Annotated in this window: 13 protein-coding genes; 9 read left to right on the top strand and 4 right to left on the bottom strand. The window is 35.5% G+C overall.

The features are described from left to right. Nucleotide 1 precedes the first annotated feature (1 nt). From RBH95_RS08210 to moaA, 5 genes are read left to right on the top strand one after another with little or no spacing between them, the layout of a single operon-like run. Nucleotides 2-238 (top strand): MoaD/ThiS family protein, encoded by a 237-nt coding sequence (locus tag RBH95_RS08210; protein ID WP_307902207.1) that lies wholly within the window; start codon nucleotides 2-4, stop codon nucleotides 236-238. A 2-nt stretch (nucleotides 239-240) separates the two neighbouring features. Then, nucleotides 241-1,293 carry a HesA/MoeB/ThiF family protein gene (locus tag RBH95_RS08205; protein WP_307902206.1) on the top strand — a complete coding sequence of 351 codons (1,053 nt, stop codon included), beginning with the start codon at nucleotides 241-243 and terminating at the stop codon, nucleotides 1,291-1,293. After that, nucleotides 1,274-1,702 carry a molybdenum cofactor biosynthesis protein MoaE gene (locus RBH95_RS08200; protein ID WP_307902205.1) on the top strand — a complete coding sequence of 143 codons (429 nt, stop codon included), beginning with the start codon at nucleotides 1,274-1,276 and terminating at the stop codon, nucleotides 1,700-1,702. Before RBH95_RS08205 ends, RBH95_RS08200 begins: the two co-directional genes overlap by 20 nt. 3 nt (nucleotides 1,703-1,705) lie before the next feature. Beyond that, nucleotides 1,706-2,614, top strand: coding sequence for a bifunctional molybdenum cofactor biosynthesis protein MoaC/MoaB (gene moaCB, locus RBH95_RS08195; protein WP_307902204.1), 909 nt, complete (start codon nucleotides 1,706-1,708; stop codon nucleotides 2,612-2,614). Then, nucleotides 2,615-3,619, top strand: a complete 1,005-nt coding sequence (gene moaA, locus RBH95_RS08190) for a GTP 3',8-cyclase MoaA (protein WP_307902203.1) — start codon at nucleotides 2,615-2,617, stop codon at nucleotides 3,617-3,619. A gap of 15 nt (nucleotides 3,620-3,634) precedes the next feature. Here moaA and RBH95_RS08185 read toward each other — a convergent pair whose 3' ends face one another. After that, complete coding sequence (locus RBH95_RS08185; RefSeq protein WP_307902243.1) at nucleotides 3,635-4,765, bottom strand: MFS transporter; 1,131 nt, start codon at nucleotides 4,763-4,765, stop codon at nucleotides 3,635-3,637. A 323-nt stretch (nucleotides 4,766-5,088) separates the two neighbouring features. Between RBH95_RS08185 and RBH95_RS08180 the strand changes: the two genes are divergently transcribed. The 4 genes from RBH95_RS08180 (at nucleotide 5,089) to RBH95_RS08170 (ending at nucleotide 9,569) form a co-directional block, all read left to right on the top strand. Then, nucleotides 5,089-6,351, top strand: a complete 1,263-nt coding sequence (locus RBH95_RS08180) for an outer membrane beta-barrel protein (protein ID WP_307902202.1) — start codon at nucleotides 5,089-5,091, stop codon at nucleotides 6,349-6,351. Between the two features lie 94 nt (nucleotides 6,352-6,445). Continuing rightward, nucleotides 6,446-7,606, top strand: a complete 1,161-nt coding sequence (locus RBH95_RS16695) for an acyltransferase family protein (RefSeq protein WP_374047828.1) — start codon at nucleotides 6,446-6,448, stop codon at nucleotides 7,604-7,606. Between the two features lie 105 nt (nucleotides 7,607-7,711). Beyond that, the gene (locus RBH95_RS08175) at nucleotides 7,712-8,182 is read left to right on the top strand and encodes an META domain-containing protein (RefSeq protein ID WP_307902201.1); all 471 of its coding nucleotides are present in this window, start codon (nucleotides 7,712-7,714) and stop codon (nucleotides 8,180-8,182) included. Nucleotides 8,183-8,369: 187 nt separating this feature from the next. Beyond that, on the top strand, nucleotides 8,370-9,569 hold the full coding sequence (locus RBH95_RS08170) for a porin (RefSeq protein WP_307902200.1): 1,200 nt from the start codon (nucleotides 8,370-8,372) through the stop codon (nucleotides 9,567-9,569). A 6-nt stretch (nucleotides 9,570-9,575) separates the two neighbouring features. On the opposite strand, the gene RBH95_RS08165 is transcribed toward RBH95_RS08170, so the two are convergent. The 3 genes from RBH95_RS08165 to RBH95_RS08155 form a co-directional block, all read right to left on the bottom strand. After that, nucleotides 9,576-10,106 carry a DUF4251 domain-containing protein gene (locus tag RBH95_RS08165; protein ID WP_307902199.1) on the bottom strand — a complete coding sequence of 177 codons (531 nt, stop codon included), beginning with the start codon at nucleotides 10,104-10,106 and terminating at the stop codon, nucleotides 9,576-9,578. A gap of 58 nt (nucleotides 10,107-10,164) precedes the next feature. After that, the gene (nhaA, locus tag RBH95_RS08160; protein WP_307902198.1) at nucleotides 10,165-11,472 is read right to left on the bottom strand and encodes a Na+/H+ antiporter NhaA; all 1,308 of its coding nucleotides are present in this window, start codon (nucleotides 11,470-11,472) and stop codon (nucleotides 10,165-10,167) included. A gap of 208 nt (nucleotides 11,473-11,680) precedes the next feature. Then, on the bottom strand, nucleotides 11,681-13,156 hold the full coding sequence (locus RBH95_RS08155) for an alkaline phosphatase PhoX (protein ID WP_307902197.1): 1,476 nt from the start codon (nucleotides 13,154-13,156) through the stop codon (nucleotides 11,681-11,683). Nucleotides 13,157-13,261 lie beyond the last annotated feature (105 nt).

The following is a 13,261-nucleotide window of genomic DNA, read 5'->3' as shown; positions in this document are numbered from 1 at the left end:
TATGGCTGTTATAAAATATTTTGGTGCTGTCGCTGAAATTACGCAGTGTACAGAAGAACATATAGAAGTGAAGAATGAAACATTAAGTGACATCCTTGAACACTTATTTAAGAAATATGAACTTCAGCAATTGCCAATCCATATTGCTTTAAATACCAATTTAGTGAGCATTGAAGCCGAAACGGTAATAGCAAATACCGATGAAATAGCTTTATTACCACCATTTGCAGGAGGATAATTATGAATAGATACAGCAGACAAATTAATTTGCCTCAAGTGGGCATTTCTGGGCAGCAAAAACTTACCGATGCCAAAATATTGGTTGTAGGGGCTGGTGGTTTGGGCTGTGCTGTATTGCCATATCTAACTTCGGCTGGAATTGGTACCATCGGTATTATTGATGGCGACACTGTTGATGAAACCAACTTACATCGCCAAACACTTTACGCTGAGGAGGACATCAACCTTAACAAAGCAAAAACTGCAGCAGAGCATTTAAAAAAGAACAATTCAACGGTATCTATTGAAACCTATGATGCATTTTTAAATGGCAAAAATGCTTTGGACATCATTCCTAAATATGATTTGGTAATTGACGCTTCGGACAATCTTGCTACTCGCTATCTCATCAACGATGTCTGTGTGTTGTTAGACAAGCCGTTTATCCACGGCTCGGTTCATCAATTTGAAGGACAGGTCACGGTATGTAATTATCACAATGGCCCTACGTATCGCTGTTTGTTTCCCGAAGCCAACGGCAATGTTCAAAATTGTGAAGAAGCAGGTGTTTTAGGAACTACTGTTGGCCTCATAGGAATGATGCAAGCCAATGAAGCCATGAAGCTGATTTTAGGTATTGGCGAACTGTTATCAGGAAAACTATTGGTGTATAATGCCTTGACCTCGTCACAACACATCTTTTCTTTTTCTAAAAAGCAGGAGCCAGTTATTGACAAGACATTTTATACGGCCCAATATTTAAACACTGCTGTAAGGAATCAATCCATCACTGAAGCACTTCAAAATGATATAACCCTTATTGACGTAAGGGAACTAGGAGAATTACCTTCTGTAGAACATCCAAATGTGCTCAAGCTTCCGCTTTCTACATTGGCATTAAATCTAGACAGTTTAAATCCTGAAAACACCTATGCTGTTTTCTGTCAAAGCGGGGTAAGAAGCAAGCAAGCAGCTAACATTTTAAAGCAACAACAATTCAAATCCATTATATGTATCACCGATGGCGCCGAAGCCATTTCAAAACTATTGAAAAATGAAAAAAGTATTCATTGACGGTCCTATTTCTCCGGAATTCATTTCAGAATCCATTCGAAAGCACCAAACAAAAACCGATATTGGCGCCCACAATATCTTTTTAGGGCAGGTTCGTGCCGATGTGGTGAACAATAAAACCGTAGCCGCCATCGACTTTACCTGTTACGAAGCCATGGCCAATGAAATTCTTGCTGATATTAGGGAAAAAGCATTTAAAACCTTCAACCTTACCTGTATGCATATTTACCATAGTTTGGGCACTGTAAAGGCTGGAGAAATTTGCTTTTTTGTGTTCGTTTCGGCTAAACACAGTTCGGAAGTCTATGAAGCCACCCAATACTTAGTGGATATTGTAAAGAAAAAAGTGCCTCTGTTTGGAAAGGAGATTTTTGAAGACGAAACCCATCAATGGAAAACCAATAAATAAACCATGGTAGACATTACCCATAAAATAAAAACTTTAAGAGTTGCCACAGCCCAAGCTGTAGTTAAAGTAAGTAAACAAGACACCATAGACGCCATCAAAAACAATATGGTGCCGAAAGGAAACGTGTTTGAAATGTCCAAAACTGCGGGACTGTTTGCCGTAAAGAACACGCATAACATTATACCTGATTGCCACCCCTTGCCTATTGAGTTTACTTCTGTTGAATTTGAGATTGAGGATCTTGACATCAAAATTGACGTTACCATAAAAACCATTTATAAAACAGGGGTTGAAGTCGAAGCTATGCACGGCGCTTCGGTGGTGGCCTTGACACTTTATGACATGTTAAAGCCTATCGACAAACAGATTGAAATTGGCACGATTAAACTGTTGGACAAAAAAGGAGGCAAAAGCAGTTTCAACAACAAACATAGATCACAACTCAAAGCTTGTGTTTTTGTGTGTTCCGATACTATTTCGGCAGGCTTAAAAGAAGACAGAGCCGGAAAAGCCATCATTGAGAAACTCGAACAAAATGATGTGGCCATTTCCAAATACGAAGTGATTCCTGACGAGATTGATATTATAAGAGAAAAAACAATCACTAATTCCGAAAACCATAATCTCATCATTTTTACTGGAGGTACAGGATTATCATTTAGGGATGTTACTCCAGAAGCATTGGAACCTATTTTGGAGCGACGTATTCCTGGTATTGAAGAGGCCATCCGCAGTTATGGGCAAGAGCGCACGCCTTACTCCATGTTATCACGAAGTGTTGCAGGAACACTAGGGGATTGTTTGGTTTTGGCCTTACCAGGATCTACCAATGGCGCTAAAGAATCTATGGATGCCGTGTTCCCTCACCTTCTCCATATTTTCAAAATTTTAAAAGGACAGCAACACGAATAGATGCAAAAAAACGATTCCATATTGACCGATAGTTTTGGTCGAAAGCACAACTATCTCCGCATTTCATTGACTGAAAAGTGCAATCTACGCTGTACTTATTGTATGCCAGCCAATGGCGTTCCATTGACTCCCAAAAGCCATTTAATGACGGCCGATGAAGTTTTTGATATCGCTAAAATATTTGTAGAAAATGGCGTGACCAAAATACGGCTTACAGGTGGTGAACCCTTGGTAAGAAAGGACTTTACAGATATCTTAAAACGTCTTTCAACATTACCTGCAAAACTGTCTATTACTACCAATGCCGTACTTTTGGACCGGTTTGTTGAAGACTTTAAAACTAATGGGCTTCAGGATATCAACATTAGTTTGGACACGCTCAATCCGGAGAAATTCAAACTGATTACCCGAAGAAATGAATTTCAAAAGACTTATCAGAATATCTTGCTTGCCTTGGAAAAAGGTTTCAACGTGAAAATAAATGTAGTCTTGATGAAAGATTTCAATGATGACGAAATATTGGATTTAATTGGTTTAACCAAAGACCTTCCTATCTCTTTAAGGTTTATTGAGTTTATGCCTTTTGATGGCAATAATTGGAATAAAGACAAATTGGTTTCCCAAGAAGAAATTCTTACTCAAGTGTATGAGCATTTTGGAACTTCAAAAGTTGCAACATTGGAAAACGAGGACAATTTCACTTCAAGAAATTATAAAATCAAAGGATTTAAGGGGCAGTTTGGAATCATTAGCACTGTTACCAATCCTTTTTGCGATAGTTGTAACCGTGTTAGATTAACTGCCGACGGAAAGCTTAAAAATTGCTTGTTTTCAAACAATGAAACGAATTTGCTCACATCCCTTAGAAATAACGAATCTATTGAACCTTTAATTCAATTGGCACTTTTTAAAAAGAAAGCTACTAGAGCCGGCCTAACCACTTTTGAAGCATTCAACAATACCGAACTCCACAACAACCGAAGCATGATTACCATTGGGGGTTAATTTCCCAAAAATCTTCTATTTTCTATTGAAAAACAATCTAGAAATTGGAATCAGCATTAAACCGGAAAATACGAAGACAAAAAAGGCATATCGCAATCCAAAAGCATGAGCCAAATACCCCACCATTGGAGGACCTATCAACATACCGAGGGTTCCATAGGTAGAAATTATGGAAATAGCCATTCCTGCCGAATACTTTTGGGAAGTTCCAGCCAAACTGAAGGCCATTGGGAATACGGAAGCCGTACCAAAACCAACTAAACAGAATCCAAACAAAGCTGGCCAAAAGTAAGGCCAAATAATCGAAATCAAAATTCCAATCGCGACACTAACGGCACTAATTGCAAAGGTTTTTGGCATCCCTAACAATTCCACCAAACGATCTGAAAAGAAGCGGGACATAGCCATAAATGTCATGAAGGTTAAATATCCGTAAGTAAATACCTCAGCTTCCACAACTTCCTTAAAATATACACCACTCCAATCGAACATACCTCCTTCACACAAGGCGGCAAAAAACACCAAAAGCCCTAGATAGAGGATAAAGGCATCAGGCTTACCTAAAATTAATTTATTACCTGTCGGGGCCTTATCGTTAGTTAAGGTAAAAAAATAAGCTACAATAGAACACACCAAGGTAATTATAGAAACAATCATTAAATGTACCGACATTCCAACATCCAATTTCACCATCAAAGTTGAAAATCCAACCCCAACCAAACCTCCTGTACTCCATAATCCATGAAAAGAACCTACAATGCGTTTTTCGTATTTCTTTTGTAATGTTATAGACTGTGTATTCATGGATATATTTATGATTCGCATAAAAAATGAAAACACACAAATACTTACAACTAATAAAAAAGGAGTTGTTACAAAACCTATAGCCATCAGCGCCAAGGCAAAACATACAAATGCTACAACCAAAGGCCCGCGACTGTTATACTTGGAAATTAACCAACCAGAAACCGGTAAACCAATAATTGAACTTATAGGCATTGCCAATAAAATTGTCCCTAATTCAGCTTCATTAAAATTGAAATATGTTTTGATACTAGGGATCCTGGATGCCCAAGTAGCAAAGGTTAAACCTGAAAAAAAGAAATAGGTATTTAACGCGAGACGTTGTTTAACTCTTTCCTGCATCATAGAACTTTATAAAACAATTTACATTGAATTAAGCTCACAAAATTACATTAAATCCAAACAGCCAAACCACTCTCATATCGTAAAATTAAAAAATTATAATATCCATATTTTAAACAGTTTTTAATGATAATACCATAGTTTAATCTATAATTTCTTAGGTATTTTGAATTAACCAATTCATTCCAAATATTTCCTCAATAAAACACTATTAAACAACCCGTTACAAATAGGATGATTGATACAATAATAAATAGTTGTCCCATATACAGAAAAGTATTACATTAGACTCCAAAATACCAGATACAACCAACCACTTAAAAATGCTTTATACCTTACCCAACCCTATCAAAAACAAGTTAGGCCTATTCTTTATTCTTACTTTTTTATGGAATGCCATTAGTTACTCCCAAATAGAATTTGAAAAAGGATATTTTATTGATGATGCTGGAACTAAAACTGAATGTCTGATAAAAAATTCCGAATGGAAATACAACCCAACCGATTTTAAATATAAGCCTACAGAAACTTCCACTATTAAAACAGGTAAAATAAATTCAATTAAAGAATTTGGAATTTATAACAAAGTTAAGTTTATAAAAACCGTAGTTGATATTGACACTTCTCCGGTAGATATCCAAAATTTAGATACCAAAAGAGAACCAAACTTTCAAAAACAAGAACTTTTCTTGAAGGTCTTACTAGAAGGAAAAGCCACTTTGTATTTACATGTCGAAGGTTTATACAGGAGATATTTTTTTAATATAGACCAAGAGCCAATCGCGCAACTAATCCATAAAGAATTTAGAGTTAGTAGCAACAAAATAAATGAAAACAATCAGTTTAGACAACAATTATGGAATTCTTTAAAATGTGAAAGTCTAAATTTCAACACTTTTAAAAGTCTAAACTACCACAAAAGTGATTTAATCAAACTTTTTACAGATTACAATCATTGTCACAATTCGGACAGTAAAATTTATAAGGATAAAAAGAAAATTGATTTTTTTAATCTTTCACTGCGACCACGAATTAATATGTCCTCATTAAGTATTGAAAGTAAAAATTCTGGTTACAGAAATGTTGAGTTTGACACAAAATTAAGCTTCGGTTTTGGCCTTGAAGCAGAATTTGTTTTACCATTTAACAAAAATAAATGGGCAATTATTGTTGAACCCACATATCAATATTTTAAAACCGATCAAACATCTGAAACATCTGAAGCTACTGGTTTTGCTTACGGTCATGTAGTTACTACTGTTGATTATGCAACGTTAGAATTACCACTAGGAATTAGACATTACTTTTTTCTTAATAAAAATTCTAAAATTTTTATTAATGGAGCTTTCGTTTTTGATCTTGGCATAAATAAATCCTCCATTGATTACAAGATTAACGATACCGATTTAAAACATTTGGATATTAATACCTATATGAATATGGCCTTTGGAGCCGGCTACAAATTAATGGATAAATTTAGTTTAGAAATACGGTATTTTACCAAAAGAGAAATCTTAGCTCATTATTCGTTTTGGAGTTCTGAATACCAAAACATATCCTTCATATTTGGTATTTCCATTTTATAAAAACTATTGATACACTACAAAATTCTAATTTGTTTTTAAACCATTTTAAATCAACAGGAAAAAACTTATTATTTAATTTAAAGTACAGTAGGCGATTTTTAGGTATATTGAGGTACAAATAATTAGATCATTTACATCTATTTACCTCGATTCTATAAAAAATCACAGTAAAAATAGAATCCACAACTTAGATTCCCTTAGAGGCTTCTTGGCCATTATGGTGGTTATTAACCATATCGCCATGCTTTCCCAATCATTAAGTTTGCCAAACCTTTCTGAATTTGCTTTTTCTCAACGTGGTCCACAAGCCGTATTTGTATTTTTCACTTTAAGCGGATACCTCATAATAGGGTTACTATTTGATGAAAGGAGCAAGACCGGCTCCATAAACATAAAAATTTTTTATATCCGACGTATACTAAGACTATATCCCGTTTATTATACCGTTCTTTTTATAGGGTTGAGTTATTACCATATTATTCTACCCTCCCTTCATATTCCTTTTAAAATCAACTACAATATTTGGCAAGCCCTGATTTGGAATGTTGGATTTATGCCTAACGTTTTTACAGTACTTTACAATCCTGGTTCTATACTTGGTGTTTTATGGTCCATTGGTGTTGAAGAGCAATTTTACTTATTAGTAGCCCCACTACTGTTTCTTATTCCCTTAAAAAAATATACCAAATATCTCTTTTTGTTTTCCATTGCTTACTTTTTGATTTTCCACTCTAACATCTTGCCTTTTCTGAGCCAGTTCAGCATGTTGTTTTTCTATATGTCAACCGGAGGCCTTATAGCTCTATTACAAAGAAAAGGCTACAAACTCCATAGCAATCATCCTTTGGTTAATACTCTTGTCTATTTAGTTTTTGCTCTATATTTTACAACCAACCTTTTTAATTTTTCAAATGATGTATTCAAAGATGTATTTGAACTCTTTCTTTTTAATCTTCTTATAATCAATTTAGCCAAGGCCAAACTTTTCAAAATCACCTCACCATTTCTTAATTACCTTGGAAAAATTTCCTATGGTATCTACATGTACCATATGTTTGTGGTCCACTTCGTCCTTTTTGTTATAATTCAAACGAAAAAAGTCATACAACTTCCCTCTTCACTCATCGTTTTAATCTTATACGTTCTATCAATTTTAGGAACTTTTGTCCTATCTCATTTGTCCTATCAATATTTTGAACTTAGATTCTTAAAACTAAAAAAACACTTTCGCTCCAATGCAAGACTAATCCGCTAATAAAAATCATACAAATTCATTTAATCAACCATTTTAATCTTATGAGATTTTCTTATCTTGTAAATATATGTGTAACCTTATTTTATTTCACTAAAAAATTGAATTATGCGTCCAATATATGTATTCTTAACCTATCTACTCATTACTGCGACCGCCTGCAACAATGAAAAAAAAGAAAAATCCATGGATAAAGAGCCAATTTCAGCAACATCAAATTCTTCGCCATCAAAAGAATTAGAAGGTACTTGGGAAGCCAATTATATTATGGGAGCGCCAAAAGATTTTAGTGAAATCTACCCACATGGAGCGCCAAAGATTACTTTCAATTTAGAAAAATCAACAACAAGCGGCAATACTGGCTGTAATAATTTTAGTGCACCGCTCACTATAAACGGTAACTCTATTCATTTTAATGAAGCCATGGCTCTTACCCGAAAAATGTGTCCTGATATGACAGGAGAAACACTTTTTCTTGATACCTTAAAAAAAGTGAGTACTTTTTCAATTAGTGAACAAGGGCAAACCTTAAACCTTATTATTGGTGACATTGGCGCCATGAGATTCCATAAAAAGTGACAACACACCTCAACCTCTATTTAACACTTAAAAATCAAATAGTTACAATATTACATTCAAAAAATTACTTATATTAGCTTTGTAAAGAAACACTTCTTTTTTTACCATGGACCTTACAGAAAACATGCTTCAATAGATTGTTTTTTGTAACTATGTTTAATTCCAATTTATACGGCTTGTAACTCCAATGCTAATAAAAATCTTGTACATAACTTTAATTGGACTGCTTTTTTGTGGTCATATAAATGCACAAGAGCATTCAGAAGCAACAGATAGCCTTCAGTTAGTCATAAAGCCCTACGGAAGCTTTAGAGGTCATATGGCAGGGTTTCAAAAGGAATTGGAATTTCAAGAAAATGGTTCAAGAATTGGCTTAACTATTGACATCAAAGTTAAACATGTTACCTTCTTCATGGGGAGTGAACTACAGCTTAAAATGTTTAAAGGCAATTTAGACTTTAATGCGGATGCCAATTTATCAAGTGGTTTTTTAATAGCGGAAACCTCACAGTCTCAACAAGTCTTTGGTAGTCGTTTGGGATATTTAGGATTTGACTTGAAAAAATATGGCAAACTAACTTTTGGAAAACAATGGAGTGTGTATTATGATGTTACAGGACTTACAGATTACTTTAATGTTTTTGGTGGACACGGAACGCCAACCTACTATGCAGGAACCGATGGAGGAACTATGGGAACCGGTCGTGCCGACCAAGCCTTTGTTTACAGAAATTCTTTTGGCCCCTTTTCTTTAGGCCTTCAAATGCAGGCTAGATCCGCCACAAACGATAAGTTTTTTGACAGCTATGGCGGCTCGTTAAGAGTTCGATTTTTAAAACACTTTATAGTTGGAGCCGCCTATAACAAAGCCTATTTAAATCAAGACCTCATTGATAGTGGTTTGATTTTTGGTTTAAACAATCAACCTGAATATTATGCCTTTGGAGCCCAATTTAAAAACAAAAACTTAGAGTTAGCAGCCGTATATTCAAGTCAATCTAATGGTGATTTAACACATGGAACTATTATTGATGAGAACTCAGAAGTTATTAGCCCCTCTGTGATATTCAACGCAACAGGATTTGAATTTTTCGGAAGGTATCGTCATCATAAATTTGTTTTTATTGGAGGCTATAACCGTTATGAACCTGAAACCGAAAACATCACCGCTCCAGATGGCCAAAAGCCAATAAGCAGTGGGTTTAAAACAGAAGACTTTATTCTTGGTCTAGAATACCGTCCATTGAATAGAGCTTATTTCTATTCTGAATATCGCATTTCTAATGGAAAAACCTCCTTAGGGGTTGAGCAGTTTAATGTTTTTACAATTGGGATTAGAATTAACATCGAAAAAACGTATCGAACAAAAATCAAGAAGCTCATTTAAACTAACTTATTCGCCATTAGTCCCTTCACTACTCTCCGTTATTTTTCCATCATAGCTAATTCGGTTTCTATTACTACTACCAACGGATAGAATGGCATTTCCATTACCGTAAACCGTAAGAATCATATTAAAATTTTCAGAAGTGTTTTTTACTGAAAAACTGATAACTATCCTTCGCTTTTTTTCATCAACCTTCTTAGTCTCATTATACATATTACCTTTTACAACCACTCCTCCACTAGAGCTAGACCCATAACCTGCCACTTGGGCCACTCCAAAATAGGGTAAATCAGCATCAATCTTTCCATGGTCAAATCTCAAAAAGTTGGGATTACCTATTAAATTAATACGACGTCCCTTTTGCGTTGTTGCCCAATCAGCCGAAAAAGTAAACACCTCTCCTTCCACTAAGGTTTTTGTTTTTAAAAATGCCTCCCGCTCTTGTTCTCGCTTTAAGGCTTTTTTTTCGGATTTGGTTTGAGCCTCTAAGGGCACGCTCACACACAACAACACCATACAAATAATTAGCTTTCTCATAGTATTTTGTTTTGAAGTGATTCTTCTTTATTCAATACAATTAGACCCAGTATCTTTATTAATTTTTTCGGGTAGCAAATCTTAAAAACAAATACCCCAATAGCCCCGCAATAACAGAGCCAGATAAAATTCCCAACTTAGAAAGTTCTATAAAACTCTCATTTTCTTCAAAAGCCAAATTTGCAATAAAAATGGCCATTGTAAACCCCACACCTGCCAAAAAGCTTACCCCTATGATATGTTTAAACTTTAACCCCTTAGGTAATGCGGCAATTCCTAATTTCACTCCCAGATATGAAAACAAAATCACTCCTATACTTTTACCTACCACCAATGCAATAGCCAAATTGATAGGCAAACTCATATCCCCTTCACTTCCTATATCTAAAGAAATACCCGAATTGGCAAAAGCAAATATTGGAATGATAAAATAAGCAACCCAACCATGGAAATGATGCTCCAAATGTTGAAGAGGTGATTGCACATTGGCAATCCAATCCTGCATACCATCAATCAAATAGATTTGTCTTTTGGATAACATAGGCTTCTCCTTGATTGTAACTCGGTGCAATTTATTTGTAATATCGTCCAGTCCCTCCAAACTATCCATTAAAGGTGTTGCTTTTCTTATAGGAATAATTAATGCCACCAACACTCCTGCGATAGTAGGATGGATCCCCGACTTTAAAAACAAAAACCAAACTATGGTACCTAAAGAGAAATATATATACTTATTATAATACCTTCTATAGCTTAAAACCACCAAAAACAACAAAATTACCAAAGCATAACCTATCAAGCCCCAGTCAATATGGCTACTATAAAAAATAGCAATAGCCAAGACTGCTACCAAATCATCTACAATAGCAAAAGCCGTTAAAAATATTTTAAGGGATAAGGGTACCCTATCCCCCAACAACTGTAAAATAGCTAAGGAAAAGGCAATATCTGTTGCCATTGGGATTCCCCAACCATCAATAGTACTTGGGTCATTATTTAGAAAAAAAAACAAAGAAATTGGAATAAAAACTCCACCCAAAGCGGCAAAAATGGGCAACGAAGCCTTTTTAAAACCGTTCAGTTCCCCCAATAGAATTTCCCTTTTAATTTCCAATCCTATTAAAAAGAAAAAAATGGCCATCAAGCCATCATTTACCCACAGTAATAGGGGTTTTGTTAGTTCAAAATTTCCAAATTCAAATCCCACATCATGGGTCCAAATTCTGTGATAGGAGGCTGCATAAGGTGAATTGGCCCAAATTAAAGCCGTAATAGTAGCTAAAAACAACAGAAGTCCACTTAAGCTTTCAATTTTCACAAACCTAGCAATAGGAGCCATAACTGTTTTTCTTAACTTCTGGGCCATATTTAAATATTTTTATCTAAGGTATAAAAATACTTTGACCCTCAACAAGATACGACGTTCAAATTATGAATACAAACCAATATCAAAACCTATTTTACAGAAGGAAAACAATTGCATTTAATCCAAAACATTAAAACCTAACGTTATGATAACACAAAAAGTCCCGACCAAAATGGTCGGGACTTTTTGTTATCCTTAAAAACTATTACTAGCGTTTTAACCCTTTAACCACGTACAACATACTACCCTCATTAGAAGTAGTCATAGGATTGGCATTAGGATCTGTAAAACTTGGATCTACCCACCCATGGTTTTGAGTAATCAATAGAAAGGTCTTATCAACTCCCACAACATCCGAAATATCAATCATCCCTGTAATCTCCCACGCATTGCTTGTTGTACCATAACCTAAGGCTTCTGCCTCTATTTGGTTACATTCCAACACTGTTTTCAGCTGGTGAGAATTCAAACTATACTCATACAAAGAAGCAAAATGCTGCTTGTCGGCAGAATCCCAATACCCATTTGGATCTTCTTGGATATAGATATAATTTTCAGTCACAACAATATTATCTGGACTGTGGAATCTTTTAGCTTCTCCATCAACAATGTCTCCATCCAAAATACAGGTAATAGTTCCTGCTTGTGTTGGATCCTCTGGGTTTAACGTTACTTTATAAACACGACCATAAATTGATCCCTTCCCCACTAGATCATTCTTTTTTCTTCCAGTAACACAAAAATAGATTTCTCTATTGTTTTCGGCAGATCCCTTTCTCCAATCGATATCCTCCAATCTAGAGAATCCCATAACACCTTTAGCCTTGCATTCGGCATCTAAAAGGTCTATTTCAGTCTCTTCTAACTGTACAAACTCCATTGGGTAGGATTGTCCTTGCTCCATATCCATTTCAAATTCCACACTAGGATCGGTCACTTTCAATCCGTATAGGTTTCCATTGTCCAAATCTCCCATATTACCAACATACATTCCTAATTGACCTGAAGGCACAACGTTGTCTGAGTGGTCATCTCCAATAAACACGACCGTTTTGCCTGGATAGGCATCCTTACCAATAGCCACTGCATTTTCAGTAGACCATTGTCCCATTGCAGGCAACATAGTAGCAACAGAAGCATCATTCGCATCTTTATAAGGATTAGTTACAAACACCCCTTTGGAAGCGCCTCCCCACTCACCACCAGAAAGGTAAAGCGGCCCAAAGCCATGTTCTTCTGGGGTAATCAATGAGCCGGAGCACTGGGCCGTAGAAGCTGTCGCTGCAGCATTCAAAATATACTCACCATGAACAGGTTTAAAGTTTTCGTTCAAGGTAATTCTTGCAATAGAATAGTCTGCCTCAATGTTATTGATTAAAGTATAGGTCCCGTCATCATTTTTCAACAAACCGGCACCATCTGCCATCGACCCATAAACGAACTCCGGAGAGTTTTCAAGCACATCCTCAGAAGATAAAATAGGATATACTTCAATGTTTTTAAATTTTGGCTTTACCTCTAGTAATGAAGGTGTCCTTGAATAACTTTGAAATTGAATGGTTCCAGGCTTTTTTGCTGCAGATGCCAACTCCACATTTTGAACTGGTTCTTCTTGCGTCACTTCATTGTCACAAGACAACAATGAACATGCTGCCAATGACGTTAAAAAGAAAATTTTTTTCATTTTTTTTAGTTTTTGAATGGATTAATGTTTGGATAAAAATATTTCAACAAATCCTCCTTTCGGTTAACTAAAAATTGGTATTAAATGAAAAAATTGTTTCGTTAA

It is taken from the genome of Mangrovimonas sp. YM274 (assembly GCF_030908385.1).
In the GTDB taxonomy this organism is placed as follows: Bacteria; Bacteroidota; Bacteroidia; order Flavobacteriales; family Flavobacteriaceae; genus Mangrovimonas_A.
This window is presented reverse-complemented; position numbering and strand designations above follow the sequence as displayed.